21 protein-coding genes are annotated in these 26,364 nt (G+C 55.3%); 11 read left to right on the top strand and 10 right to left on the bottom strand.

The genetic code is table 11. The features are described 5' to 3' along the window. Nucleotides 1-3 precede the first annotated feature (3 nt). Entirely contained in the window at nucleotides 4-942 is a 939-nt protein-coding gene (locus tag ABD971_RS31890) for a hypothetical protein (RefSeq protein ID WP_345327763.1), read from the bottom strand. A gap of 629 nt (nucleotides 943-1,571) precedes the next feature. Between ABD971_RS31890 and leuS the strand changes: the two genes are divergently transcribed. After that, entirely contained in the window at nucleotides 1,572-4,415 is a 2,844-nt protein-coding gene (gene leuS / locus ABD971_RS31885; protein ID WP_345327762.1) for a leucine--tRNA ligase, read from the top strand. A gap of 215 nt (nucleotides 4,416-4,630) precedes the next feature. Here the strand turns inward: leuS and ABD971_RS31880 are convergent, their stop codons facing one another. Then, entirely contained in the window at nucleotides 4,631-4,810 is a 180-nt protein-coding gene (locus ABD971_RS31880) for a hypothetical protein (protein WP_339946586.1), read from the bottom strand. A 49-nt stretch (nucleotides 4,811-4,859) separates the two neighbouring features. Further along, nucleotides 4,860-6,101, bottom strand: coding sequence for a DUF1559 family PulG-like putative transporter (locus ABD971_RS31875; RefSeq protein ID WP_339946587.1), 1,242 nt, complete (start codon nucleotides 6,099-6,101; stop codon nucleotides 4,860-4,862). A 313-nt stretch (nucleotides 6,102-6,414) separates the two neighbouring features. Here ABD971_RS31875 and ABD971_RS31870 point away from each other — a divergent pair, with 313 nt between their 5' ends. Together ABD971_RS31870 and ABD971_RS31865 are read left to right on the top strand one after the other, a co-directional pair. After that, complete coding sequence (locus ABD971_RS31870) at nucleotides 6,415-6,993, top strand: sigma-70 family RNA polymerase sigma factor (RefSeq protein WP_345327761.1); 579 nt, start codon at nucleotides 6,415-6,417, stop codon at nucleotides 6,991-6,993. Between the two features lie 7 nt (nucleotides 6,994-7,000). After that, nucleotides 7,001-8,749 (top strand): LamG domain-containing protein, encoded by a 1,749-nt coding sequence (locus ABD971_RS31865; RefSeq protein WP_345327760.1) that lies wholly within the window; start codon nucleotides 7,001-7,003, stop codon nucleotides 8,747-8,749. A 583-nt stretch (nucleotides 8,750-9,332) separates the two neighbouring features. Here the strand turns inward: ABD971_RS31865 and ABD971_RS31860 are convergent. From ABD971_RS31860 to ilvN, 3 genes are all read right to left on the bottom strand, one after another. After that, nucleotides 9,333-9,953 carry a DUF4254 domain-containing protein gene (locus tag ABD971_RS31860; protein ID WP_345327759.1) on the bottom strand — a complete coding sequence of 207 codons (621 nt, stop codon included), beginning with the start codon at nucleotides 9,951-9,953 and terminating at the stop codon, nucleotides 9,333-9,335. Nucleotides 9,954-9,956: 3 nt separating this feature from the next. After that, nucleotides 9,957-10,961: a ketol-acid reductoisomerase gene (ilvC, locus tag ABD971_RS31855; RefSeq protein ID WP_339946608.1), complete on the bottom strand. Its 1,005-nt coding sequence runs from the start codon at nucleotides 10,959-10,961 to the stop codon at nucleotides 9,957-9,959. Nucleotides 10,962-11,048: 87 nt separating this feature from the next. After that, on the bottom strand, nucleotides 11,049-11,588 hold the full coding sequence (gene ilvN / locus ABD971_RS31850; RefSeq protein WP_339946607.1) for an acetolactate synthase small subunit: 540 nt from the start codon (nucleotides 11,586-11,588) through the stop codon (nucleotides 11,049-11,051). 325 nt (nucleotides 11,589-11,913) lie between these two features. Between ilvN and ABD971_RS31845 the strand changes: the two genes are divergently transcribed. The 3 genes from ABD971_RS31845 (at nucleotide 11,914) to hemW (ending at nucleotide 14,819) form a co-directional block, all read left to right on the top strand. Further along, nucleotides 11,914-12,717 carry a segregation and condensation protein A gene (locus ABD971_RS31845; RefSeq protein WP_339946606.1) on the top strand — a complete coding sequence of 268 codons (804 nt, stop codon included), beginning with the start codon at nucleotides 11,914-11,916 and terminating at the stop codon, nucleotides 12,715-12,717. A gap of 99 nt (nucleotides 12,718-12,816) precedes the next feature. Next, complete coding sequence (locus ABD971_RS31840; protein ID WP_339946605.1) at nucleotides 12,817-13,656, top strand: MBL fold metallo-hydrolase; 840 nt, start codon at nucleotides 12,817-12,819, stop codon at nucleotides 13,654-13,656. Nucleotides 13,657-13,658: 2 nt separating this feature from the next. Further along, nucleotides 13,659-14,819, top strand: coding sequence for a radical SAM family heme chaperone HemW (gene hemW, locus ABD971_RS31835; protein ID WP_345327758.1), 1,161 nt, complete (start codon nucleotides 13,659-13,661; stop codon nucleotides 14,817-14,819). A 311-nt stretch (nucleotides 14,820-15,130) separates the two neighbouring features. Here hemW and ABD971_RS31830 read toward each other — a convergent pair whose 3' ends face one another. Together ABD971_RS31830 and ABD971_RS31825 are read right to left on the bottom strand one after the other, a co-directional pair. Further along, nucleotides 15,131-16,051, bottom strand: coding sequence for a cysteine peptidase family C39 domain-containing protein (locus ABD971_RS31830; RefSeq protein ID WP_345327757.1), 921 nt, complete (start codon nucleotides 16,049-16,051; stop codon nucleotides 15,131-15,133). A gap of 184 nt (nucleotides 16,052-16,235) precedes the next feature. After that, the gene (locus ABD971_RS31825; protein ID WP_339946602.1) at nucleotides 16,236-16,652 is read right to left on the bottom strand and encodes a hypothetical protein; all 417 of its coding nucleotides are present in this window, start codon (nucleotides 16,650-16,652) and stop codon (nucleotides 16,236-16,238) included. A gap of 376 nt (nucleotides 16,653-17,028) precedes the next feature. On the opposite strand from ABD971_RS31825, the gene ABD971_RS31820 reads away from it, so the two are divergent. Further along, entirely contained in the window at nucleotides 17,029-18,279 is a 1,251-nt protein-coding gene (locus tag ABD971_RS31820) for an amidohydrolase family protein (protein WP_345327756.1), read from the top strand. Here ABD971_RS31820 and ABD971_RS31815 read toward each other — a convergent pair. Then, nucleotides 18,246-18,848, bottom strand: coding sequence for a hypothetical protein (locus ABD971_RS31815; RefSeq protein ID WP_345327755.1), 603 nt, complete (start codon nucleotides 18,846-18,848; stop codon nucleotides 18,246-18,248). The genes ABD971_RS31820 and ABD971_RS31815 overlap by 34 nt on opposite strands. Nucleotides 18,849-18,955: 107 nt before the next feature. Continuing rightward, the gene (locus tag ABD971_RS31810; protein ID WP_345327754.1) at nucleotides 18,956-19,993 is read right to left on the bottom strand and encodes an aldo/keto reductase; all 1,038 of its coding nucleotides are present in this window, start codon (nucleotides 19,991-19,993) and stop codon (nucleotides 18,956-18,958) included. Between the two features lie 441 nt (nucleotides 19,994-20,434). Between ABD971_RS31810 and ABD971_RS31805 the strand changes: the two genes are divergently transcribed. The 4 genes from ABD971_RS31805 to ABD971_RS31790 all read left to right on the top strand — a co-directional run bounded on the left by ABD971_RS31805 (nucleotide 20,435) and on the right by ABD971_RS31790 (nucleotide 26,186). Further along, complete coding sequence (locus ABD971_RS31805; RefSeq protein ID WP_339946611.1) at nucleotides 20,435-21,289, top strand: alpha/beta hydrolase; 855 nt, start codon at nucleotides 20,435-20,437, stop codon at nucleotides 21,287-21,289. A gap of 101 nt (nucleotides 21,290-21,390) precedes the next feature. Continuing rightward, nucleotides 21,391-22,563 (top strand): 3-dehydroquinate synthase, encoded by a 1,173-nt coding sequence (locus ABD971_RS31800; RefSeq protein WP_345327753.1) that lies wholly within the window; start codon nucleotides 21,391-21,393, stop codon nucleotides 22,561-22,563. A 406-nt stretch (nucleotides 22,564-22,969) separates the two neighbouring features. Further along, the gene (locus ABD971_RS31795) at nucleotides 22,970-24,406 is read left to right on the top strand and encodes a BamA/OMP85 family outer membrane protein (protein WP_339946596.1); all 1,437 of its coding nucleotides are present in this window, start codon (nucleotides 22,970-22,972) and stop codon (nucleotides 24,404-24,406) included. Further along, nucleotides 24,396-26,186: a BamA/OMP85 family outer membrane protein gene (locus tag ABD971_RS31790; RefSeq protein WP_345327752.1), complete on the top strand. Its 1,791-nt coding sequence runs from the start codon at nucleotides 24,396-24,398 to the stop codon at nucleotides 26,184-26,186. The genes ABD971_RS31795 and ABD971_RS31790 overlap by 11 nt, the downstream gene beginning before the upstream one ends. The last annotated feature ends 178 nt before the right edge of the window (nucleotides 26,187-26,364 follow it).

Raw genomic sequence — 26,364 nt, 5'->3', positions numbered from 1 at the left:
ACTTTATCGCCGGGTCACGAACCAGCCTTCGGGCGGATCCGGCAAGTTGAATGCCTTGTGGTATTGCCGCTGGGCACGCTCGATCCATACCGATGTCCGCTGGTACATCGGTATGGGGTATTGCCGGACCGCTTTGCGAGCGAGCTGTTTCGCTCGCGAGAAATCTTGTGAAGCGGCAGCAGCCAATGCCAAGTTGTGCGTTGCGGCAGCCTGCATCGGATGCTCCTCAGCCACCTTGGTCCAATACTCTGTCGCTTGCTGCCAGTCACCTCGCCGCGCCGCAGCGTTGCCACGCAGCACATCTGATTTTCCGAGCGTCAGCATGGGGGCCGCAAGCGAGACGGTTTCATGCTCAAGTGATGGCGACAACAATCGGTAGGATTCACGCACCGCGGCCGCAACCAATTGTTCGTCGGGATCGGTAAGCAGCGCCAAGTCAGGATAACGTTTGACCGCCGCCTCGCGTTCCACCACGACCGGTTTACCACCCGAGGCCGAATGGCCGTCGATCGCGGTCAAACGCCACGAGATCGTCAGTTTATCGGGATCGGCCGGACGTGTTCCGTGAGTCCGTTCGGGAAGCACTTCACCACGAAGCAGATAGTCATATCCCTCGCGGCGAGCGACCGAAGCGAGCGCCACATCACTCGATTCATCCTCGGTCGCAGCGACCAAGCGAATCGCGGATTTCTGTTGCAGCGTTTCCGAATCGACGAGATCGAGTTCCCGTCCGTCATCGGCGGGAGCCGAGGCAATGAGTTGCTGTTGTATTTTTTTCGCAATTTTCTCGGGGCCGACCACTTGGGCCACCGCCACTCGTTTGCCTACGGTGGATTGAAGCGTCGGAGGCGTCCAAATCGCGATCGAAGCGCGCGAACGACAACCGACGCCGAGGGCAATCCCGGCGCAAAGCAGCGTCATACGAAGCAACGTGAGTCTCATGGTGCTTGCTCTGTAACGATTCCCAAGCGGAAACGTCAACCGCGAAATGGGAGGACAGAAACGAACTCACCTCTCCACAGGGGAGGTCAGAGTCGGCGGTAGCCAGCTCTGGGTGGGGCTCGGAGTGTTAGGAGTGGAACGTTCGAGCAAGAATTCACCAGCCCTCCCCGACCGCTTCCCGCGCCCCCCTCCCCGAGGGAGGGCAAACCGGATTTCACCTCCCCTTTGGGGAGGTCAGAGTCGGCGGTAGCCGGCTCTGGGTGGGGCTCGGAGTGTTAGAAGTAGACGTTCGAGCGAGAATTCACCAGCCCTCCCCGACCGCTTCCTGCGGCCGACCCTCCCAGAGGGAGGGTGAACTGATTTCACCTCCCCTTTGGGGAGGTCAGAGTCGGCGGTAGCCGGCTCTGGGTGGGGCTCGGAGTGTTAGAAGTAGACGTTCGAGCGAGAATTCACCAGCCCTCCCCGACCGCTTTCAGCGGTCGACCCTCCCAGAGGGAGGGTGAATTTGCGGGCGCGGCCGAACGAAAATCCGCAATTTTGGGTCCACCTTTCATCTGCCCCCGTATTTCCTAGAATTCTCCCTTTGAACGCTCCGGATTTTCCCCTCTTACGCCAAAGCCGAATCTTCCATGCCTCGTTACAATCCCGCCGAAATTGAGCCTCGTTGGCAAGCTTATTGGGAACAAAACCACACTTTTGCCACTCCGGAAACTCCAACAGGCAAAAAACGTTACGTATTGGACATGTTTCCCTACCCCAGTGGTGATGGGCTACATGTCGGGCACCCCGAAGGTTACACGGCGACCGACATCATTTCGCGTTTTGCTCGCGCACGAGGCGAAAGCGTGCTGCATCCGATGGGATTTGACGCATTCGGATTGCCCGCCGAAGAACACGCGATCAAAACCGGTGAACATCCTCGCGTTCAAACCCAGAAAAACATCGATAACTTCACCCGCCAACTTAAAATGTTGGGCTTCAGCTATGACTGGGACCGGGTACTGGCGACCACCGACGAAGATTATTTTCGCTGGACTCAGTGGATCTTTCTCGTTTTGTACGACACCTGGTTTGATAGCGAAGCCCAAAAAGGCCGTCCGATCGCGGAATTGCCGATCCCGGCGGAGGTGCAATCGCAAGGCGACGCGGCAATCGAAGCCTATCGCGATTCCCAGCGATTGGCCTACCAAGACGACGCCTTGGTGAATTGGTGCCAAGAACTCGGCACTGTCTTGGCCAACGAAGAGGTGATCGATGGTAAAAGCGACCGCGGTGGCTATCCCGTCAAACGCATCCCGCTGCGTCAATGGATGCTGCGGATCACCGCGTACGCCGAGCGGTTGGCCGACGGATTGGATGAATTGAATTGGCCCACCGGGATCAAGAAACTGCAAACCGATTGGATTGGCCGCAGCACCGGGGCCGAAGTCGACTTCTACATCGGCGACGCCGAACACTTTGACGCCTGGAAAGCCGAACGTGCCAAGAACGCGTTCCCAGCCGAAGCAGGCGAGGATGCCTTGCGAGTCTACACGACCCGTCCTGACACCTTGTTCGGAGCGACCTACATGGTCGTCTCGCCCGAACACCCGTTGGTCGATCGCTTGACGACTGCGGCGCAGTCCGAGGCCGTCAACGCGTACCGCGAGAAAGCATCGTTTAAAAGTGACCGCGAACGCACCGAAGGTGACAAAGTCAAAACCGGTGTCTTCACCGGATCGACGGCAATCAATCCCGTCAACGGCGAAGCGATCCCAATTTGGGTCGCCGACTATGTGTTGGCGGGTTACGGAACCGGGGCGATCATGGCCGTTCCTGCTCACGACGAACGCGACTTTGAATTTGCCAAACAGTTCGATTTGAAAGTTGTTCCCGTGGTCGACCCCGCAGCGGATGACCCTAACCGCGATGCGATCCTGGCGGGCGAAGTCTGTTTCGCGGCCCAAGGCCGGGCGATCAACAGTGGCGACTTCAACGGCAAAACCACCGACGAAGTTAAAACGGCTGTGACAGCATGGTTGTCCGAATCAGGGCAGGGCAGTGAGGCAGTCAATTTCAAACTTCGTGATTGGCTGTTCAGTCGCCAACGATTTTGGGGCGAACCGTTCCCGATCCTGCATGAGCTCGACGAAAACGGCGAGCCCACCGGGGTCAAGCGAGCCGTGGACGCTGCGGAGCTTCCCGTGCGATTGCCTGATCTAAAAGATTACAAGCCGCATGGACGCCCCGAACCGCCGTTGGCCAAAGCTGATGACGATTGGTTGTACGTCACGATCGATGGCAAACGCTACCGCCGCGAAACCAACACGATGCCTCAGTGGGCCGGTTCATGTTGGTACTACCTGCGATACATCGATCCGAAGAACGATCAAGCGATGATCGATCCAGAAAAAGAAAAGCAGTGGATGCCAGTCGACTTGTACGTCGGCGGAGCGGAGCACGCCGTGTTGCATTTGCTGTACTCGCGATTCTGGCACAAAGTCCTTTACGATCGCGGGCACGTCAGTACCCCCGAACCGTTTGGCCGGCTGGTCAACCAAGGCATGATCCTCGGTTCGCCCCAATACCACATGAGCGACGAAGATTACCAAGCCGCTAAGGCCGATCTCGATGCCAAAGGAATCTGTGGCGATCGCGTGGACGATGGCGACAAAGCATCCGTTATCTTAAAACAAGCCGATGGCTCGGACTTAAGTGACGATGAGACCGAAAAACGCAAAGGCAACACGTTCTTGGCGGGCACCGATTTCAAGGTCTTGGCAAAGGCCGACAAGATGTCCAAGAGCCGCGGCAACGTCGTCAATCCCGACGCCGTCGTACGGGATTACGGAGCCGATGCGCTGCGATTGTACGAAATGTTCATGGGGCCACTCGAAGCGACCAAGCCCTGGTCGATGGACGGTGTCGGCGGAGTCCGCAATTTCTTGGACCGCGTCTGGCGAATGATCATCGACCAGGACGCTGACGAAATCGTGCTGTGCGACGCGATCACCGACGATGCGTGTGACGAAGACCAATTGCGAACGCTGCACCAAACGATTCGCAAAGTCACCGAAGACACCGAAGCGATGAGTTTCAACACGGCGATCGCTCGGATGATGGAATTCACGAACTTCTTTACTCGCTGCGAGAAACGTCCGCGCGAAGCGATGAAGAGCTTCTTGATCTTGTTGTCGCCTTACGCCCCGCACTTGGCCGAAGAACTATGGATGCTATTGGGCGGCGAAGGTTGTGTCGCCAAAGCCGCGTGGCCGGATTGGGACGAAGCCGCATTGGTGGAAAGCAGCATCGAGATCCCCGTCCAGATCAACGGAAAGATCAAAGCCAAGATCAACGTGGCACCCGACGCGACCAAGGATCAATTGATCGAAATTGCGTTGGCCGACGCCAAAGTGAGCGAGCAATTGGCGGGTAAAACGATTGTCAAACAAATCGTCGTCCCTGGTCGTTTGGTGAACTTAGTCGTTAAATAAGCTGGCTTCGCTGACTGAAGCAGCGCAAACGCGGTGGCAAATAAAAAAAGCGGGCGACAGCAAAGTCGCCCGCTTTCGTTTTGTCATTGCGGGTGCAAACGCGATAACGCTTAGAAATCTGCGCTGATGACTTCTTTTGCAGCACGCATCCCCAAAGACTCCCGCAATTCATACGAGCTTTAGTATCAGACGCGATCAGCGATGCAATCGCATTCTCAGTCTTTAAATTCGGTGTCTCCGATTGGATTTCCATCAGCATCGATCCCCATGGCAGCATCCATTTGCTGAAGCTGGTCCTGTGTGTATTCCAGTTTCTGAGGTTCTTCTGAAGCACAGCCCATGGACGTTGCCAATAACAACGCCCAAAACATTGAAAGAATAGTCGTTAAATTCATCGTGTCATTTCTAATGTGAAAACAAGATAGAAGAGAAGTAAGGATCGAATTACAGGTTCTCAATACTGACGGTTTCTTTACTTGAGCGAGTGCCCAGTGCTCCCCAAAGTCCATAGGGGCTTTGCAGACCGGCTGCCTTGCAACCTGCACGACCTGGGTCTACTGGCCCCGTTGTTCCGTCTCCTGCTTCAATGGAGTCGGTGACAAATTTCACCGCTCCATCTCCCATCAATACATGGCAGCCGCCTTGATGCCGGCTACTCGAAGGAAATGAACCAACGTGCTCGATCGCGTTGGTCGTCGCGGAGTAGCGGCCGCACAGCGGCTTGTTGGGTGGTCTTGTTGTGGTCATCCCCGTAAAGCAAGCGCCAGCCGCAGTCCATCGGTAGCCTCGGAGAATATTCGGAGCACCTGGCATTGCCAGATAGCTTGCACTCGCGGGATTATAAAAAGTAGGCCGCGACGCATCGATCGCAACGTCGCAAGCAGACGGATTGGAAAGAATCAGATTGTTATCGGACTGGTTGGTACCGAATGTGGTTGTCGCAAAATTGTCGCCCATGTCCGTTGCGATTTCTCCCATCGCAATGGTGTTGCTTAACCCATCAAGAATATCGCCAAATCTCATCGAAGCGTGCGCCACAAACATACCTCGGCAATTTGCGACATTGGATTTGCCGGCAACCTCAGTTGAATTATTTCGATGCAGAATGCCACGGTGAATGTTCCAAACCGTATCGCCCAAACAAAAGGCGTAATTCGAGCGTCCCAGTGCAGGAAAACCAACTCCTGGATCGCTGGGGCAACGAAACATAGGGACCTCAGTCACGGCCGGATTGTATCGAGTTACGTCGGATCCACCGTATGTGTGATTGGGGCCAAATGGGTAATAGAGAATCGCGCCGTCGTCGCTGACTTGCTCGTTTGAAATGGACTCCCACAATCCCGTCAATTCACAGAAGGGCAATAAACCGATCAGCGCACTGCCTTGGCGTTTTGTGGACCGACGACTGGCCGCACCTTCGTTGCCTGTATTGTTTGGACCTTTACTGACGTCACCGTAGGGCCCCGTCCCCTGGATCGGCAGCTGATTAAAGCTGGAATGGTAATTGTGCATTGCCAATCCAAGCTGCTTGAAATTATTGCTGCAACTCATACGTCGCGCCGCTTCGCGTGCCGCTTGCACCGCAGGCAACAGCAATCCCACCAGCACGCCAATGATTGCAATCACGACAAGAAGTTCCACCAAGGTGAAACCTGACTTACCGTGTCGGCCCAAATAATTTGACATCTAATCTGCCTCAGAAATAAAGAGAAAATCGAATTCGAGTTCAAAAACGCCCCCTGGAAATGACCCGCGTCACTTTTTGTTTCTGAGTAGTTACTGCCGCTCACACCGAACCTCACCACAAAAACTTGAAGATATTTGTTTTTTTCGGAAAAGGATTGATTAGCAGAGCGACTCATCCAATCAACGTTCCGCTCGATGCAGAAGACGGCGAACATGCATGCCGAAGAAAAAAATCGCTATAAAAAGAAAAACGAGCGGCGGATGTTCGTTTCAGCGGCAGTAATTTAATAGCGATACTTCTCTAGGATCGGCCATGAGCGACCAAGGAGACCGATCAGAGAGCGATGCAGATGTCGCTAACTTTGTTCAGCTTTTCACAACCAACGAACGCCGCATCCGTGCATTTCTATTCACGCTGCTCTGCGATCGCGATTCGGTTGACGAGGTGATGCAAAACGTAAGCACGGTATTATGGAAGAAATTCGATGAGCTCGAGGATCCCTCGGGATTCCTCAAGTGGGCGTATGTGATCGCTCGATTCGAAGTCCTGACGTACCGCCGGAAATTGGCACGAGACCGATTCGTACTTGACGAAGACCTAATTTCTACACTGGCTGAGGAATACACTGCGGACAAACATTCACTCGATGCCGAAGATCGCATCCGCTATTTAAGCGACTGCATGTCACGACTAAACGAACCTGACCGTCACCTCCTGTTGTCCGCCTACGCGGGCGGAATTCCGATCAACCGCGTAGCTGAAAAGCACAGCCTGCCTGTCAATCGACTCTACAAACTTCTCGGCCGCTTGCGGCGCAAATTAAAACAATGCGTCGAAACTAAGTTGACACCAAGCGAAACGGCCTCAATCGCTAAACCGATCAAAAAATAGAAAATCAATGTCAAGAGAAGTCGTCACCTCATCCGAATTCGATGACCTCGTCGATCGGTATTGCGCTGGACTGCTGGACCGGGAATCGTTCCACCAACTTGAAGCAACCCTTCGCACGAGCGCGGAACGCCGACAACAGTTTCGCGATACGATGTCAACTCACGCGGCGTTGAATGAAATCGCCGACATGTTTGACATCCATCAAGCGAGCCCGAATCTGCACAGCACATCGCTAACTGCGGTCATGCAACACGACACTTTGGACCATCCGGACACCACCTCCGCCGCACAGGTCGATCCTGTGACACACCGAACGAACTCTAGGTGGATTGCGTTGGCGATTGCTTGCGTCGCTTCGCTTTGCGTTGCTATTTTTTCACTGCGATATCAGCAAGAAAACCAAACGCCGCCGCCCGTCCCCCTGGCCGACCACGATATCATCCCTCATGCTCGACCGGTATCCAACCCACTGCTGCCTCCAACGCGACAGGTTAACAATCGATCGATTGCACTGGTCAAAAGTGCCGTCGACGTAAACTGGGGCACTTCGGCAACGCCGCTGCGGATCGGCGAGGTGGTCCCCAGCCATATACTGAATCTCGACGCCGGTATCCTTGAGATCGTTTTCCTCTCGGGCGCGATGGTGGTCGTCGAGGGCCCCGCAAAACTAGACCTTGTCTCGGAGGAGAAAGCGATACTCCATCACGGCAAAGTCCGTTGCTACGTCCCGCCGGCCGCCGTCGGATTTGCGATCGAGACCCTCAACACCAAATATCTCGATCTGGGGACCGAATTTGGAGTCGAGATCAGGGCCGATGGCAACGAAGAACTGCACGTCTTTGATGGCGAAGTCCGTGTCCATTCGCTACAGGGCGAGGACACTCCGCAAACCGTCTTGTCGGGCGAGGGACTTCAGCAAGGCAACGACAAGCAGTGGAAAAAGATCGAATCGGATTCCAACCAGTTCACCAACAGCGTGGACCTGAGCCGACGGAAAACGAAGCAAGAGCAAAAGAGCTATCAAGCGTGGCTCGATTACCGCAAAAAAATCCAAGACGACAAAGACTTGATTGTTTTCTATGACTTTGATTCGCAAAGCCAAAATCCGCAAGTATTAGAGGACAAAGGCAACAACGCGCTCGATGGTTCGATCGTCGGATGCGAAGTGAGCCCAGGCCGCTGGGACGCCAAACCCTCGCTTGAATTCAAGAAACCGAGCGACCGAGTACGGCTGAATATCCCCGGCGAATTCGAGGATGTCACGATGACCACGTGGCTTCGACTCGATGGTTTTGACCGACACTTCAATTCGATCTTTCTTACCGATCTCTACGAGGATGACCATCTACACTGGCAGATCAAATCGTCGGGCGAAATTGATGCCGGTATTAAAACCGCCGACTCGAATCGTCGCATCTATGTGAGCAAGCCGGTCCTTGGTTACGAAGACCTCGGACGCTGGATCCACTTGGCCGTTGTGGTCGATAAGAAGTCGCAAACGCTTTCCCATTACCTCGATGGCGAACGGATCGCACGTCTCGATTTGCGTGTCGGCAGTGAGCAGACGGATCCCCGCCCCCCCGTCGACAAGATCCAATTCGGGAAAGCAGATTTAGGGAACTGGAGTCCCGTGCGTCAATACGACAACGAACCTGTCCGCAACTTGAACGGGCGGATCGATGAATTTGCGATGTTCAGCCGCACGCTGTCGGACTTCGAGATCCGAGAACTCTACAACCAGAGCCGCCCGCATTAGTCACGTGGCGACGCAATTGCACCGCCCCAGCCCATTCTGTAGGCCGGACCGCGGCGAAGCGAAGTTCTGGCATGAAGCGGAAAGAGAGTGAGGAGCTGGGAATTCACCCTCCCTATGGGAGGGTCGGACGCGATAGCGGCCGGGGAGGGCTGGTGACTCTGAACGTGGACGGCCCATTTCTAACACCGCGAGGCCCCACCCAGAACTTGCTCCGCTCGCTCTGACCTCCCCCAAAGCAAAGCTTACAGGGAGGTGAAGTTGCGCCTGTCAAAAGTCTTCGCGACTTTCGCTACGAAATTGCATGCTGCAGCGTCTGCGTCGCTGTCGCGACTTGAGCTGGCCTACCTCGATTCGCAGTTTTCAATTTTCAATTGTCAATTTAACTTTTTCAATTTCCTTCGCCGTCTCTCCCGATCCCGACCCGGCCGCTTACGCGTCACGGCTCACTTCGAAGCCCCAAAGCAAAGCTTTCAGGGAGGTGAAGCACATTGTCGCCCGACGACTCCGCTCGTCGGTTTCCCGTTTACTCTGATGCCACCAAAAATCTTCGCGACTTTCGCTACGGGAACGCGAAGACGATTCGCTATGACTTGCCTGCGTTATAGATTGCGGGGTTGAGCGAGGCGTCGTTGTACATCTTCATCTGACGATACGTTTTGTGACGCTTTCGTCCGGCAAAAATGTCATCCAACAACTGCTGTAGCGACAACGACAAATCGGCCAGCTGTGTCTCACAGACCGCAAGCCGCTGAGCGACTTTCGCACGATGCTCGGGCTCGGTGTCACTGCGTTCACACTGCTCGCCGTAGTGAAACAGCCGCAGCGATAAAATGGAGAGACGATCGATCACACTGCCCGGCGTCTCGGTGTTGATCGGCGCGTCGGCAGCGACAGGGATGCCGGCTGCAGCAACGGCTTCGGAAATCGCGTCATCCACTTTTTCGATTTGGTTATGACGCTGCTGATTCAAGCCATCAATCGTACGCTTGACGGCTGCAATTTCTGTATCGGTCGCGGTGGGACTACGAGCCTTGTCCTCCTCGTGCCACAACCGAAAGTTGGTGGCATGTTGGTCACAAACAAGTCCCAAAAGTCCCTCCAATGAATGCCCGATCGGCTCGGCGTGCCAACGCCGAACCGTATCGATCTGCATCTGCGTCAGATCCGTTACCTGAAGCCCTGGCAATTGATCTGACGTTGTCATGGATCAAACTTCCTTTTCGTCGATCCAAGTCATCATGCGGCGAAGACCACGGCCGATTTGCTCGACGCCATGCTCTCGCTCCAAACGGCGAGTCGCCTTGAAGAAAGGTGCACCGGCACGATTTTCCGAAATCCACTTGCGGGCGAATTCACCGTGTTGGATTTCAGTCAAAATCTTCTTCATTTCGGCTTTGGTTTCGTCCGTAATGATGCGTGGACCGCTGACGTAGTCACCGTACTCGGCAGTATTGCTGATGCTGTAACGCATGTAGCTCAAACCACCTTGGTACAACAAATCGACGATCAGCTTCAATTCGTGCATGCACTCAAAGTAAGCCATTTCAGGCTGGTAGCCTGCTTCGACAAGCGTTTCAAAGCCAGCCTTGACCAACTCGCTAACGCCGCCGCAAAGCACGACTTGTTCACCGAACAGGTCGGTTTCGGTTTCTTCGGCGAACGTGGTCTCGATCACACCACCACGCGTTCCGCCGATCGCCTTGGCGTAAGCCAAACCGATTTGCTTGGTGGATTCCGAAGCTCCATCGCCAAGTGCGATCAAACAAGGAACACCGCCACCTTTTTCGTATTCGCTACGCACCAAGTGGCCAGGGCCTTTGGGAGCAACCAACAAGGTGTCGATTCCCTTGGGCGGCTCGATTTGGCCGAAGTGGATATTGAAACCGTGCGAGCACATCAAAACGTTGCCTGGCTTCAAGTTTGGCTCGATGTGTTGGCGATAGATGTCGCCTTGAACTTCATCGGGAAGCAGGACGTTGATGACATCGGCTGCTTTGGTCGCTTCGTCGATCGACATTGGCTTGAAGCCGTGCGAAACGGCCAAGTCATAGTTTGCCGATCCGGGGCGTTGCCCGATGATCACATCACATCCGCTGTCGCGAAGGTTTTGAGCCTGAGCGTGACCTTGCGAACCGTAGCCAAGAATTGCAACGGTCTTGCCTTTGAGGTGAGACAGATCGGCATCGTTTTCGTAGTAAATCGTAGCAGCCATAACGGGGCTCAAATCTTTGGGTTGTTAAGTAAGAAATTGTCTGTTTGTATAAGAAAACTCTGGGGGGGGCGGCAGAACGTTGAATCGTTAGACCGTTACCACCTTGGGCGAGTCGCTGATGCGTGGCACTCCGGCATCGCTGCGAACCATCGCGATACGACCGGTACGAGCCAGTTCGGTGATCCCGTAAGGACGCATTCGCTCGATGAACGCTTGCACCTTGTTCTCACGACCGCTGATTTCGACCATGATTTCGCTAGGGCCGACGTCGACGATCTTGCCACGAAAAATATCGACAAGCTCTCGAATTTCGCTGCGGACCGGACCGGCGGGAGCCTTGACCTTCATTAACAATAGGTCTCGTTCGACGTAATCACGACTACTGACGTCCAGCACTTGGACGACCGTCACAATCTTTTCCAGCTGCTTGCCGACCTGCTCAAGCACGCGGTCGTCTCCCACGACGACAAACGTCATGCGAGAAAGATGCTTGTCTTCGGTCTCACCGACCGCAAGCGAATCGATGTTGTATCCGCGTGAGGCAAGCATGCCGGAGATGTGGGCCAGAACGCCTGGAACGTTTTGGACAAGTGCACTGAGCACATGCCGCTGGTTGTCGTTGCTCATCAGATGGGGGGTGTCGTCATCTACGAGGATTTGGATTGAACCGCTTTGTCGAGCGTAGCATGATAATTTTGGCGACAAAAACCAACAAGGGCTTAGACACGTTCCGAAGCGAATCGTCGCGTACCTTCGCTGTCGCCACCGGCGAGGACAGCTCGGTCGCACAGGATGTTCACGCGAAAACGCGGCAAATGACCATAAAAACGTGTCTAGAGCGAACTTGGTTGCTAAGCTAATGTGAGGCGCGGATCGATACGTTTTCCGCTCGCAATCTCCCCCCATCTTCTCCATTCGCTCCGTTCGCACCGCCTGGGACCTCGGCAAAACCATGAATTTTCGTGTTGAATTGCCAGCATATCGTGGCCCGCTCGACCTGCTGCTCTACTTGGTTCGTCGCCAGGAGGTGTCGCTTCCGGAGGTGTCTTTGTCCAAAATTGTCGACCAGTACCTCGGCTATATGGATATTTTGCAAGAGTTGGACTTGGGTGATGTAGGCGATTTTCTCGACTTGGCGTCGACGTTGGTCGAGATGAAAAGTCAGGCGGTATTGCCCAAAATTGTCGAAGACAGCGAAGAGGAAGAGATTGTCGATCCGCAGTCCGAGCTGATCGAACGGCTGCTGCAGTACAAAGAAATCCGCGACGCCGCCTCGATTCTTGACGAGATGGGCAGTCGGTGGCAGCAGCGGTACGAGCGAATGTCGGACGATCTGCCCACCCGCCGGGTCGATTTGGGGGATCAACCGATCATCGACCTGGAAATCTGGGACTTGGTCAGCGCGTTTGGGCGAATTATGCGTGAAGCCGCCGGCCCGCCGGCCACCGAGGTTGTCTATGACGACACGCCGATCCACGTCTATATGCAGCGGATTCACGAACGTCTGCAAACTTCGGAACAGGTGCATTTGATGGACCTGGTCACCGGCGGCATCCACAAATCGTCGCTGATCGGCTGGTTTCTAGCCACACTCGAATTGACCCGGCACCATGGTGCCGCGGTCCTGCAGCACGAGCATGGCGATATCTACGTCGTCCGCACGGCGAACTATTCGGACAGTTTGAATGTCAACGAAGTCGATAACTACGGCACCAAAGCGATTGAAGCGAGCAACATGCCGATCCGTATGCGATAAAGTCGTTGATCGCGTCCGGTACAGCAAACGAACGCTTCACGATATCTTGTTCGGGCCTAGACAAGTTCCTTCACAATTTGCACTCAATGCTACGGCCCGATGGTTGAAAACCTTCCTGTTCTTTCTCACGTCCACAATGGTCTGACCATCGAAGGCTACTCGCGTGCGGCCGTGCAAACGTATTGGCGCGTCAATGAGCTGAAAGTGCTGTTTGATTGCGGTGGACAACCATGGGATTTCATGGGCACTCCCACCATGTTTATCTCGCACACGCATCTCGACCACATCGCCGCCTTACCCGCCTACGTTTCGCGGCGGCGGATGATGAAAATGGATCCGCCGGTGATCTACCTTCCCGATTCCGCGGTCGACGCGACTTGGGACATGCTGCAATTATTCCGCCGACTCGATCGCGGCGCGATGCCTTGCGAATTGATCGGACTGCTGCCTGGCGATGAAACATCCATCAGCCGCGAGTACATCGTCACATCACTGCCGACGCGTCACACAATCGATTCACTCGGATTTGTCATCCATCAACGGCGTCACAAATTGAAGCCCGAATTCCAAGGACTCGAAGGCGATAAGATCCGCGATCTAAAACTGGCGGGAACCGAGATCACCGAAGAGACACGCGTGCCCGTGTTCGCCTATACCGGTGACACCTCGCCGCCGGGACTGGACAACAATCCTGTCTTTTACGAAGCCAAAGCGTTGGTCAGCGAACTCACTTTCGTCGCGCCCGAGCATCGCAAAGAGAAAATCCACAAGCATGGCCATATGCACATTGACGATTACCGGCAACGTGCTGACCGTTTCCAGAACGAATTGATCATCGCATCCCACCTCAGCACGCGTTACAACGATGCGCAAGTGAAGCGACTGGCTCAAAAGGCGCTTCCCGATGCCCTCGGTGGCCGCATGAAACTGTGGCTGTAAACATGCAATCTGTTTCGCATGCCTCTCTCGACTGGACTTGGCCGACACCTCGCTCGGCCTACGTTCACGTTCCGTTTTGTCGACATCGCTGTGGCTATTGCAACTTTTCTGTGATCGCCGACCGCGATGACTTGGTCCAGCCCTTTCTGGCCGCTATCGACCAAGAACTTGAGCAACTTGATCGCCCCCAAATCGACACGCTGTTTCTAGGCGGCGGAACTCCGACGCATCTAAACGTCACCCAGCTCGAGTGGCTACTGAAACAGATCGAGCTGCGATTTTGTCTGACCGACCAAGCCGAACGCAGTGTCGAAGCCAATCCCGAAGACATCGACGAAGAAAAACTACGCATACTGGCCGATCACGGGATCAACCGCATCAGCCTTGGGGTGCAGTCTTTTACGCCAACGAAATTAAAATTACTCGAGCGCAGCCATACCGCTGCTCAAGCCGCTGCGGCGATCGAATTGGCAGCAAAGTGGATTGGCAACGTTTCGATTGATTTGATTTTCGCCGCGCCGCAGGAAACCGTTGCCGATTGGCAGGCGGATTTACAAACCGCACTCGATTTGCCGATCAACCATCTGTCGACTTACGCGTTAACGTTCGAAAAAGGGACGGCGTTTTGGACGGCAAAACGTGCCGGGCGGTTGGATGGAGTGGACGAGGCGAGCGAAGTCGCGATGTACATGATGACGCGTGAACAGTCGGCCGCGCGAGGACTGAGTCACTACGAGATTTCCAACTTTGCTCGTGAAGGATTTCGTTGTCGTCACAACCTCACCTACTGGCAAGGCCGCGGCTGGTTCGCCGCCGGCCCAGGTGCGGCCCGCTTTGTTGGCGGACATCGAGAAGTCAATCATCGCAGCACCACCACGTATCTGAAGCGAATGGAGCGAAACGAATCGCCCGTCGCCGAATCCGACGCCATCACACCACTGCAATACGCACGGGAGCGTGCCGCGTTTGGCATCCGCATGATCGACGGTATCGACATCGAAGCCCTTGCCCACGAAACCAAGATCGACCTTCAAAGGGAATGTGGTGATGCGATTGAAAAGTCGATTACACAAGGCCTGCTAGAGCGACAGGGCAATCACATCCGCTTGAGCGAACAAGGAATTCTGTTTGCCGATTCGGTCGCATCCGAGCTACTCGGCTAAGCAAATGTGGGATAGGCTTCCAGCCTGTCATCGGCCAATTCCCCCATTTCCTTCACCTCCCCGAAAATTGTTTTGGGGAGGTCAGAGCGAACGGAGCCGGCTCTGGGTGGGGCCTCGGAGTTGTTAGAAATGGACAGTGCAAGTTCAGTGCAACCAGCCCTCCCCGGCCGCTTCCCGCGGCCGACGCTCCCAGGGCGAGGGCAAACTGATTTCACCTCCCCTTTGGGGAGTTCAGAGTCGGAGGTAGCCGGCTCTGGGTGGGGTTCGTTGTGTTAGAACTGGATCGTTCCAGCAAAAATTCTCCTCACACCTCACTCGCTGAACCTAATCGCGTTGCCGTGCCACAGCACTTCTAAGTCGGCGCGGGTCCAAATCTCGGCACCGACCGCGGGATCCGCGACCACAAACCCACCTCGCGAGTTTTTTCCTAACAGCACCACGCTGTGCCCGAGCCCTGGGACCCAGCCCCATTGGTCGGCATAGCGTGGATCGTCCACTCCGGAAATCGGCAACTCGACCATAATCAACACAGGCCAAATATTCTCGGACTCGAGTTGATCCAAGCTAAGCGTCAGTGCTTGAACATCGCGGTGATGGCGGTTGGCCATCCATTTCACTCCACGAAACAGACCGAGCGTGGGTGTGCCACTTTCGTCGGTCAAACACAAAGGAATCAGTTCCTTTTCGCTCGCCTCGATACCGCCCGCTCGTAGGAACGTGGCGGCCGCACAGGGGCTGCAGGTCGCCCACGATGTCTGCAGCGTGATCCCGCGAAACACCTCATCGCCCCCTTCAGGAGGCGGACGCAACCAAACGCCCACAAACGGCCACAACACCGTCGCCAATGACGCAAAACCAAGCGACATGGCTAGCAGAGATTGACGCCAATGAGGCGTATTGGGCAAGCGATACACAATCCCCGCCGCGATCGCGGCAAGCAGCGGCGTAAAATTGGACCAAACAATCACTGCAGAATCATCGATCCACTTGGCCCAATAAAGTCGCCCTGCCGAATAGAACAGAAACGCAAACATGCAGGTGACGACGATCGTCAACATCAACACGACGCCTTGCCCCTGGCGAGTCGATGCCATTTTCTTGCCCGGGTCCAAGTCGCCGGGGCCCAAGTCGCCGGGGCCCACTTTGCTCGGGCCCACCAAGACAGCTGATAGAATGCCGACCGCTAACGACAGGCTCATCATCACCAGAATCGCCTGAAAAAGATCGTCCATAAAACCAATTGAACCGCAATGGGGAACCGAACCAACGCACCGCTGGGATACGCGTGAGGTCCTCGAGTGGTTCGCAAGCGGCTAGACCGTGTCATTTAAAGGCCGCGTCATTTAAAGGCCGCGTCATTTAAGAAGACACCGGGTCATTTACGCAGACACCCGATCAATCGGGCATGACGCCGGGTCAGTCGAGCAGCCGCTTGCAGTTCAACCTCAAATTCTCGACCGCTTCGATACAGCTGTGAGAGAGACGATGAATTTCTTGTGAATTATTTTCCTTTAGCGCCGTCATCAATTCGCTGATCATCAACCCGCATCCGCGTTCGTCAAACGTGACCACCAACCCTTTTAGAGCGTGCGCATCACGATGAGCCTCGCCGAAGTCACCGGCCTGGATCGCACTTTGAACCCCTTGGACCAACGGCGGAACGTCATCCACCAAGATGGCAGCGAGCTCGCGCAATAATTCTTCATCCCCACCAAGCCGCCCGAGCGCCTCGGCAAACACGGATGCTTTGCATGGATTCAGCTGCGCAGGAACTTGGCTGCGACGATCGGCTGCGGATGTATGCTTTTGAACCATATTGGATCGAACTTTCACGAAAGTTTCCCTATCAAATTCACTCGACCGGCGGCTTCGTCCCATGCCTTTTTTTCGTAGCGGCACAGCACGAGCCCCATGCCAGCTACATTGTGTCGAGACCAAAACCAAAAACCTGGCCCCCACATCCCCAGCCTTCCGTGCCGCCTCACTAGAAAGAGCATATCTCGTTCCAATCGCGGCATTTTGGCGGTCTCGCGCAGCCAAACGAGACACCACATCACGGCTCATCCAATCGCTTGCGTCGGGTTGAAATTGAGAATCAGACACTTGAAAAACCGTCGACAAAAGTCGACATCCCCTTCCCAAAACGCGATGATTCCGACGGGCGGTCGGCCAAATTGCACGACGATCAAACACCTCCTTGGCAAACATCATGACCACACTCGCCGGAAGACTACTGGTTGCCGATTCCAGCACGCGACAAATGACGCTGCGATCGGGATCCATTCGAATCAATGACGGGCGAATCGCGGACGTCACTCTCAATGATGATGCGATCACGACGACGGATGGTTTCCGTCCCCTCACCCCAGGCGAGCTGATCGTCTGTCCCGGTTTCATCGACGCCCATCTGCACCTGTCCCAATTTGGCATCATTGGTGCCCATGGTTTGCCGCTGCTGAAATGGCTCGATCAAGTCACGTTTCCAGCCGAGCGAAGTTGGCAGGACGAAAATTTTGCCCGTGAGATGACTCGATCGGTACTCACTCAATTGTTGTCATTCGGAACCACCAGCTTCTGCGGTTACACGACGGTCCATCACGATTCGGCGATAGCGGCGTTGGAGGTAGCATCCCAAATGGGATTCCGCGGGATGATCGGACAAGTGTTGATGGACCGCAACGCTCCGACGGATCTCTGCCGCGAAACCAATCGATTGATTGACGAGGCCGCCGAGACGCTCAAGCGTTTCCCGCCCACGTCCGAAATGGCCGCCGCCGTGACACCGCGATTTGCGATCACGTGTTCGCCACAACTGCTGGAATCAGCCGGTGCTCTGGCCGCCGAACATAACGCTGCGATCCAAACTCATTTGGCCGAAACCAAACAAGAATGTGCTCGCGTTGCCGAACTCTTTGATTCCGCTCGCTACGTCAACGTTTATCAAGATGCCAAACTATTGACACCACGGACGATCTTGGGACACGGAATACACCTGGATGCACTTGATCGACAAACCCTCGCGACACAGGGTGCGGTCATTGCTCATTGCCCCACAGCCAACCGGTTCCTTGGTTCGGGACAAATGAACCGACAAGCCCTCGATCAAGCACAGGTCAACGTGGTGCTGGGCAGCGATATCGGCGCGGGTTACGAGCGCAGTATGGTGAGCGTGGCACGCGCGGCGATCGGAACGGCGGCATCGCTTGGCAACACGCCTCCCACCGCCGCATCCGCTTGGTACGACATCACCGCCGGAACCGCGGACGCGTTGGGATGGGACGATGTCGGTCAACTTCGCCAGGGATACCGCGCCGACGTCGTGGTGATCCAGCCCGACTTTACCACTCAAATGCAAGGACATGATTCGATCATCGATCCCTTGTCGCAACTGATGTTTGCGTGGGATGACCGCTGGGTCAAACAAACCTACCTGCGTGGCCAGTCGGTCTGGGGCGGATAGCCGGAACGGTGGCGGTTGGGGTCGTGGGGAGCATGCCCATCGTAACCATTTCCAGCGCGAGCGTTTTCATCTTGCCCGTTGTCATCTTGCCCGTTGTCATCTTGCCCGTTGTCATAATGGCCACGTCCGAATTGCCCGTTTCCTCGGGGACCGAATCCGTTGCCACCAAATTCATTACCACCAGCACCATAAGCTCCGCCAGCACCGTAGCCAAAGGGTGTGATGTTCAGCCCAGCGAACGGGGCTCCCCAAGCTGCATAGGGGACACTATACGGCCGATACGGCAATTGCCATTCACCGTAGGGGCGAACGACATCACCCCAAGTCTCGACGCGGTGATAGTTGTCCGAGGATTGGCCGTAATTCAAACGGCTGCGAACGTGCGTGTAACCGCTGGTCTTAAAATTCGCGACCTCTGGAACCGTCGGCGCCGCAGTGGGCTGGAATTGATCCACCCGCTGTGCCGTAACCGGATCGTGCGAGAATTTGCCCGGCAGCGTCAACCAATCGGCTGCACCACATTGGCTCGCAATCACGAGATTCATTAGGACCATGACGACGTTCTTCATGAACGCCAAAATAGTTCACGTTTTTGCGATGCGAGATAAAAAAGCGATCTTCAGCAAGGAATTTCTGCAAATGTTACGTCTCACAAAGCTCCTCACCCTCCGGATCGCTACAACCGTCGCAATCCGTCTTCGGTCATCGGCGTCGGAATCTCGACGTCGACTTGATCGATACGAGCCAATGTTTCACTGCCTAACACCAAATCACGAGCCGCCAGCGATTCAAGCAACTGTTCGGTGTTGGTCGCTCCGATGATCGTCGAAGCGACGAAGTCGTGCTGGCGGCTCCACGCGACAGCCAGTGCCGTGACGGTGGTGCCAATCGACTTGGCGATCTCTTCCATTCGCCGTGTGGTTTCGATCGTACGATCGTTGACAAAACGCTCCGCCATTTTGCGTTGCCGCTCTTCGCCGTTGAGCAAATAGTCGGTAAAGCGGGCGCCCGGTGGAGGCGAGACGTTGTATTTGCCCGTCAAAACCCCGCCACCAAGCGGCGAGTAGGGCAGCAGGCTCATTTTCTCTTTTCGCAACACCTGAGCCAGTTCACTTTCGCAGCGGCGATTGATCAAACTGAAGTTGTTTTGCACCGTTTCATAGCGATCGAGCCCCTGGACGTCGGCGGTCCACAAGCTTTTCATCACCCCCCAACTCGTCTCGTTGCTACAACCGATCACACGAACCTTGCCCGCATCTCGTAGTTCAGTCAGCGCTCCCAAGACCTCTTCGTAGGGCATCCCGTGATCCGGCCAATGGATTTGATACAGATCGATGTAATCGGTGCCCAAGCGGCGAAGCGAAGCATCACAAGCTCGCAAAATTTGGTGCCGATCGATCGACGTTTTGCCATGGCGGACGGGGGGGCAAAACCATCCATGTGCTGGCCCAGTGATCTTGGTGGCCACCACAACCGACTCACGCGGCTTGGTTTTCAACCAGCGTCCGAAAATTTCTTCGGTCACACCCACGGTGTCTTTATTGGGGGGCACCGGATAAATCTCGGCCGCATCGAAAAAGTCGATTCCGGATTCAAAGGCCAAGTCACAGATCGCATGACTGGATTTTTCGTCACATTGGCTACCAAAGGTCATCGTTCCCATACAAATATCGCTAACGACGACACCGCTACTTCCTAAACGTTTTTTTTGCATCACGATCGGTTCAAAGATGAAGGGAGAGAGAGAGGGTGAATGTTGATGTTCGCGAGAGCACGCCCTCGGGCAGCCAAAGTACGCCCTTAGCGGCAACGCTGTGAAGCATTTTTCTTCCGTGAATTGCGGCGATTCAACGTAGTGGAAGTCGTCAAGACTTTCGTTGACTGTCCAGCATGCCCGAAACTCGTGACGAGTTCCGCTACCAGAAAGCTTTACCGCGTCCTCCTTCAGGCGGGCTAAGCAGAAGGGAAAGTCCTTTTCATGTCATGCCCACGCGAAAAAACGGCTCTAAGCTGCTAAAATAACAACTGACGTCTCGGCGTCCCTCCCCCCAACATTCCCTCCTTTGCCAATCGAGTCTGTCTTATGCGTGCGTTTCGTTCGTTGTCGGCTGTCGCCGCTTTTGCGGCCTACTTGGCCACCCCCGTTGCCTTGGCAATGGTTCTCGGTGCACAGCCTGTGACTGCCGAGGACTACCAACATGGTCCCGACTCGCAACCCAACGACGCGGTCCCGCATGGCAAAGTCACGCAGCACGCTTGGGAATCAAGCAAGGTGTTCGAGGGCACGCGGCGACGCTACAGCGTGTACGTCCCAGCACAGTACGATGGCAAAACACCCGCTGCATTGATGGTTTTCCAAGACGGACACGCCTTCGAAGGAACCAAGGGAGATTTCCGAGTTCCGGTTGTGTTTGACAACCTGATTGCCAAAGGAGACATGCCGGTCACGATCGCCGTAATGATCGATCCCGGGCATAAAGGTGAACTCGCTGAGAAACGCGGCTGGAGCCCCCGACCGAGTAACCGCAGTTTCGAGTACGACACGGTCAGCGGCGATTACGCAGAATTCCTGCTCTCAGAGATTCTTCCTGAAGTCGAAAAAGACTATCGAATCTCGAAGAATCCAAAAATGCGAGCCATTTGCGGCAACAGCTCAGGCGGCATCTGTGCCTTCAGCGTCGCATGGCATCGCCCCGATCAATTTCAAAAAGTCCTCAGCCACATCGGCAGCTTCGTCGATCTTCGCGGCGGTCACAATTATCCGCCAATGATTCGCAAAGCGGACAAGAAGCCGATTCGTGTATTCCTACAAGATGGCGAGAACGATCTCGACAATCAATTCGGAAACTGGCCCTTGGCCAATCGTCAAATGGCCAAGGCGTTAGCGTTCAAAGATTACGACTACAAACTGGTTTTTGGCACCGAGGCGCATAATGGAAAACATGGCGGAGCAATTTTTCCTGATTCGCTGCGTTGGTTATGGCGAGATTGGAAAGAGGAAACGTACTAGTATTGAGCTAACACTCGGTTCTTCTCCGTTCCGACCGTTCTGCCACTGATGAATGATGTCCGCCGCGTGTAATTCGCAAAAGCAACCCTTCAAAAATATCCATGCTGAATCGTCTTTCCAATACAACCGACATCCCTTTCACCGCCTCGTTCGTTCATCGATTGCGGGTCACGGACGATGTCGCTGGCGATGATTTCTCGGTATTGGTCGATTTGCTGGACGGCGGAGACAACGGTGGTGCGCGCGTGCTAATGATCGCCGAGCGATCGGTGGCTGAATCGAGCGACCGTGTCGCCCGGATCGAATCACAGCTCCGCGGCGAAGCCTCGATCGAGTTGACGTCCCCCACGATCATCGTGGATGGCGGCGAACCGATCAAAAACACGCAAACCGCGGTCGAAGAAATATTGGGCCTGATTCATGACCTGAATCTTGATCGCCGCAGCTACGTCATCGCCATCGGCGGCGGGGCGATGTTGGACGCAGTTGGCTACGCCGCTGCAATCGCACACCGCGGGATCCGGCTGGTGCGTCTGCCCACCACCACACTGGCGCAGGCCGATTCGGGTGTCGGAGTCAAAAACGCAATCAACTATTTCGACAAAAAGAATTGGATCGGCACGTTTGCGGTGCCTTGGGCGGTCGTCAACGATTCCGCCTTGTTAGAAACGTTACCCGATCGAGAATTCTGTAGCGGACTGAGCGAAGCGGTGAAAGTTTCGCTGCTGAAAGATGCAGACGAATTCCACTGGTTAGCCGAACACGCGTCGCAGATCTCCGCGCGAGATCCTGAATTATCACGGCGCGCGATCCACCGTTCTTGTGTGCTGCATATGCGTCACATCACCGAAGGAGGCGATCCTTTTGAGATGCTCGAAGCTCGCCCGTTGGATTTCGGTCACTGGTCGGCCCATAAACTCGAGACGCTCTCACGCTATCAAATTCGTCACGGCGAAGCGGTCGCGATCGGAGTGGCGATCGATTGCTTGTACTCATCGCTCAAATTTGGGCTGCCTCGCCCGGATGCGGAGATGGCCGTGCAATGCTTGCATGACCTAGGCATTCAACTTTGGCATCCCTGTCTTGAACCGGTGGACCGATTGATGCAGGGACTCGAAGAGTTCCGCCAGCATCTCGGCGGCCGATTGACGATCACGATGCTCCGTGGGATCGGCGACTCGATCAATGTGCACGAAATCGATCCCCTCGCCATGAAGACGGCGATAGAGACATTGAGCAAGATAGCCAAAAACAAGGCTATCCCTGCCAATTAGCCAGATGTACTTACCCTCCCTCCGGGAGGGTCGACCGCAGGAAGCGGCCGGGGAGGGGTGGTGAATTCTCGCGTGCACAGTCCACCTCTAACACAACGAGCCCCACCCAGAGCCGGCTACCGCCGACTCTGACCTCCCCAAAAGGGAGGTAAAATTGCTTTGCGGAAAGCCTTCGCGACTATCGTTACGAGAGAGCAATCGCTGCAAAAACACTCCGAATTAGTTCCAAATCTGCCTTGTCGTGAGAGCGTCCGCGTTGGTAGTTACCAACATTGATACCGCAAATAGGTGGCAAATCGTCAATCCATGACGGCAAACCTGCGTCATTTGCGACCGAATTCAAGGATGAATCGGTTTTTCCCCCAGCGGGATACCTCACTGTATGACACGACGGACTACGAACCGAATGACTGCTCGAACGACTCGACGCGCTTTGTGCTGTAGTGCCGCCCATTCTGTTTCGCTGATCCTGCTGATCACGTTTGCTCTTTCGCCGACGTTGGCGATTGCGCAGATGGGTGGCGGAGGCGGATTTGGTGGTGGGCAAGGCGGCCCAAGTGCTCCCGGGCCCGATACACGTCCCAAATTTCGTGACCATGTTCGCAGCCGTGATGGGTTGGCGATCCACCGCGAAAAAGGGGACGCGATCGTTTTAGACGTCACCGTGCGTGGCAACAAAGCGATCGGCACGCACTTGATCATGCAGAAGATCGAAACCCGAAAAGACCGCTTTTACGATTACGAAACCGTGCTCGGCGACGTGCGACGTCTGAACGACATGGGCTCGTTCGATCATGTCACTTTCAATGTCGACGAACGCCCCGAAGGCGTTGCAGTCACCTATTTCGTTCACGAGCGGCCCGTCATCACCAAGGTCGTTTTCCACGGTCATCGCGCGTTCAACAATCGCGAGATTCGCAATCGAGCGGGGGTCCAAGCCAACGATCCCTTGAGCGAATTTTCGGTCGAATCCGCTCGCCGCCGCATCATCGACTACTACCTCGAAGAAGGCTTCAATCAAGTCGCCGTCGATGCACAAATCGGCTTCGAGACCGACCCAGGCGTGGTGATCTTCCGCATCAACGAAGGCCCCAAAGAACGGATTGCCGACATCACGATCAAAGGCAACACGATCGTCAACGAAGCACGACTGAAAAAGATCATCACCAGCCGTGGGCCTACTGCGGGCGTATTGTCCTACATCGGCAACACCGCCAATCTCGCCACCATCGACAACGACGTCAACGTGCTCGCCACGTACTATCACAATCTCGGTTTCTTGACCGCCACCGTCGGTCGACGACTGCACTATGACGAATCCGGCAAATGGTTGTACGTCACCTTTGTCGTGAACGAAGGACCTCGGTTCAAAGTCAACGACGTCAAAATTGTAGGCAACCAATTTATTACCGAAGAATCACTTCGTAAACGATTGGAACTAAAAGCGGGTGACATGTTCGACGGCACCTTGATGCGTCGCGATATCGGCGAGATCACCTACGGCTATGGCGAACTCGGGTTCATCTATGCCGAAGTCGAACCGAAAACCGTAATGCGAGACGAAGCAAACACGGTCGACCTAGTCTACGACGTCACTGAAGGTGACATTTGGAAAGTCGGTCGCATCTTGGTCAACATCGAAGGCGAACCGCACCTGATGCGTGAATCCACGATGCTCAATATGGTCGATCTCCGCGAAGGAGACATCATTGACCGCCGCTCGCTGGAACTAAATCGCCGTCGCATTGAACGCAGTCAATTGCTAGAAACCAATCCACAGATCGCCGACGCCCCCGACATCAAGGTCGTTCCGACCGATCGTGAGGTCGACGATGTCTACTAAGTTTGTACAGCACTCTTCCGATGAAGCCGTCCGCATGATGCACACGATTGAAATAACCGCACGAAACATTGCGTGCTCGATCGGTGTCGTCGCGCTGGCGACGTCGTTCACCGGTTGTAACCAACTCGCGACGCAAGCACCGTGGGCCGCCAACCCCATGGCACCGCGTTCTGCGTCCGCGACTTCGTCGGTATCGCCCCATTCTGCGGTGAACCGCTCCGCAAATGCATCGGCGACCGAGCACGCATCCGACCCGGCGACTCAGTTTGTTTCGACACCTGCCGCAATCCCCACAACAAACGAACCGATCCGAGTGCAATCGGACAGCGATCGCTATGTTGCTCGCCAATACCCCAGTACGCCGCCGTACACGCCGCCTTCGAGTGGTTACACGGCGCCCAACAATTACCAACCTCCTAGCAGCTATTCGGCTCCACCATCGCTGTCCAGTCCATCGCAAAACTACAGCGGTGGCAGCGTCTATGGTGCACCCGCGACGAGCGTGCCTCCGACTCAGTACCCTCCGTCTCAGTACAACGCCCCCGCGTATCCCGATTCGACTTTCGCACCTCCCTCGAACACGTTTCCCGGCGCAGGCTATCCTGACAGCGGCACGCTGTTGCCATACGGAGCCGATCCCTATGGCGGCGCCCCATCAAGTGTCCCGATGCCCACGGTCCGCGAAGCCGACTTGATCATCAATGGATTCCCGGCACGAACCGGACGCATCATGCTGGGAGGTGCCGTCAACAGTGATGCCGGCGTTACCGGCCAAATCACAGTTGATGAACGTAACTTTGACATCATGCGATGGCCGCGTTCGTTTCAAGACTTGTTTAGTGGAACCGCATTTCGTGGTGCCGGACAAACGTTTCGCATCGAAGCCGCTCCGGGTAGTGATTTCGACCGCTACACGATCAACTTTGCCGACCCCAACTTGTTCGGCTACAAACCGGTCAGCATGTCCGTGAGCGGTTTCTTGGTCGATCGACGTTTCAACGACTGGGACGAAGAACGACTCGGCGGACGATTGAGTTTTGGTTACCGGATCACGCCCGACCTTTCGGTTTCGCTTGGTATCAGTGGCCAGAGTGTCGACATTACGAACCCTCGAGTGCGTGGCATTGCACCGCTGGAAGCCGTGCTACACGAGAACGTGGGACGCAACGAATTGTATTCAGGCACACTGTCGTTAAAACACGACACACGTGACAGTCCCATTCAGTCGAGCCAAGGACACTATTTCGAGTTCAGTTTCGAAGAAGCCTTTGGCGATTTTGATTACGCTCGCATCGAAACCGAATACCGCAAGTATTGGTTGTTGGCGCAGCGTGCCGACGGCAGTGGCAAGCAAACGCTGTCGTACTCGAACCAACTTGGGTTCAGTGGCGACAACACACCGCTGTTCGAGAACTTTTTTGCGGGTGGTTACGCCACCATGCGTGGTTTTGATTTCCGCGGTGCCAGCCCGGTTGTGACCAGTCCGAGCGGGAATGTCGAAGTCGGGGGACGGTTCAAGTTCCTCAACACAGTCGAATACATGTTCCCGATCACCGCCGACGACGCATTTAAAGGCGTCGCGTTTGTCGACTTTGGAACGGTCGAGTCCGACATCGAACTGAACAGCGAGTCGTTCCGCGTCGCTCCAGGTGCCGGCCTTCGCGTCGCGATTCCAATGCTCGGCCCCGCCCCATTGGCATTCGACTTTGCCTACCCCGTCAACAAGGCACCGACCGACGACACCAAGGTCTTCAGCTTCTATATGAGTCTGATCCGCTAACGGCGAAGAGAGTTCGGGAGCTGGGAGGCAAAAACGAATTCACCCTCCCTCTGGGAGGGTCGACCGCAGGAAGCGGCCGGGGAGGGCTGGTAAATTCTCGCGTGCACGATCCACCACTAACACAACGAACCCCACCGGTGAGCCGGCTACCGCCGACTCTGACCTCCCCAAAGGGGAG

The sequence above is a fragment of the Novipirellula rosea genome (assembly GCF_039541335.1).
Taxonomy (GTDB): Bacteria; Planctomycetota; Planctomycetia; order Pirellulales; family Pirellulaceae; genus Novipirellula; species Novipirellula rosea.
The sequence above is the reverse complement of the archived record's forward strand: the minus strand, read 5'-3'. Positions and strand labels throughout refer to the sequence as shown.

Bases quoted from the DNA above. Each gene is read 5' to 3' on its own strand.
- ABD971_RS31845 (WP_339946606.1), top strand. From the start codon at position 11,914: ATGAATTTTCGTGTTGAATTGCCAGCATATCGTGGCCCGCTCGACCTG.
- ABD971_RS31790 (WP_345327752.1), top strand. From the start codon at position 24,396: ATGTCTACTAAGTTTGTACAGCACTCTTCCGATGAAGCCGTCCGCATG.
- ABD971_RS31865 (WP_345327760.1), top strand. From the start codon at position 7,001: ATGTCAAGAGAAGTCGTCACCTCATCCGAATTCGATGACCTCGTCGAT.
- ABD971_RS31860 (WP_345327759.1), bottom strand. From the start codon at position 9,953: ATGACAACGTCAGATCAATTGCCAGGGCTTCAGGTAACGGATCTGACG.
- ABD971_RS31815 (WP_345327755.1), bottom strand. From the start codon at position 18,848: ATGAAGAACGTCGTCATGGTCCTAATGAATCTCGTGATTGCGAGCCAA.
- ABD971_RS31800 (WP_345327753.1), top strand. From the start codon at position 21,391: ATGCTGAATCGTCTTTCCAATACAACCGACATCCCTTTCACCGCCTCG.
- ABD971_RS31880 (WP_339946586.1), bottom strand. From the start codon at position 4,810: ATGAATTTAACGACTATTCTTTCAATGTTTTGGGCGTTGTTATTGGCA.
- ABD971_RS31870 (WP_345327761.1), top strand. From the start codon at position 6,415: ATGAGCGACCAAGGAGACCGATCAGAGAGCGATGCAGATGTCGCTAAC.
- ABD971_RS31805 (WP_339946611.1), top strand. From the start codon at position 20,435: ATGGTTCTCGGTGCACAGCCTGTGACTGCCGAGGACTACCAACATGGT.
- ABD971_RS31875 (WP_339946587.1), bottom strand. From the start codon at position 6,101: ATGTCAAATTATTTGGGCCGACACGGTAAGTCAGGTTTCACCTTGGTG.
- ilvC (WP_339946608.1), bottom strand. From the start codon at position 10,961: ATGGCTGCTACGATTTACTACGAAAACGATGCCGATCTGTCTCACCTC.
- ABD971_RS31830 (WP_345327757.1), bottom strand. From the start codon at position 16,051: ATGGACGATCTTTTTCAGGCGATTCTGGTGATGATGAGCCTGTCGTTA.
- ABD971_RS31840 (WP_339946605.1), top strand. From the start codon at position 12,817: ATGGTTGAAAACCTTCCTGTTCTTTCTCACGTCCACAATGGTCTGACC.
- ilvN (WP_339946607.1), bottom strand. From the start codon at position 11,588: ATGAGCAACGACAACCAGCGGCATGTGCTCAGTGCACTTGTCCAAAAC.
- ABD971_RS31810 (WP_345327754.1), bottom strand. From the start codon at position 19,993: ATGCAAAAAAAACGTTTAGGAAGTAGCGGTGTCGTCGTTAGCGATATT.
- leuS (WP_345327762.1), top strand. From the start codon at position 1,572: ATGCCTCGTTACAATCCCGCCGAAATTGAGCCTCGTTGGCAAGCTTAT.
- ABD971_RS31890 (WP_345327763.1), bottom strand. From the start codon at position 942: ATGAGACTCACGTTGCTTCGTATGACGCTGCTTTGCGCCGGGATTGCC.
- ABD971_RS31795 (WP_339946596.1), top strand. From the start codon at position 22,970: ATGACTGCTCGAACGACTCGACGCGCTTTGTGCTGTAGTGCCGCCCAT.
- hemW (WP_345327758.1), top strand. From the start codon at position 13,659: ATGCAATCTGTTTCGCATGCCTCTCTCGACTGGACTTGGCCGACACCT.
- ABD971_RS31820 (WP_345327756.1), top strand. From the start codon at position 17,029: ATGACCACACTCGCCGGAAGACTACTGGTTGCCGATTCCAGCACGCGA.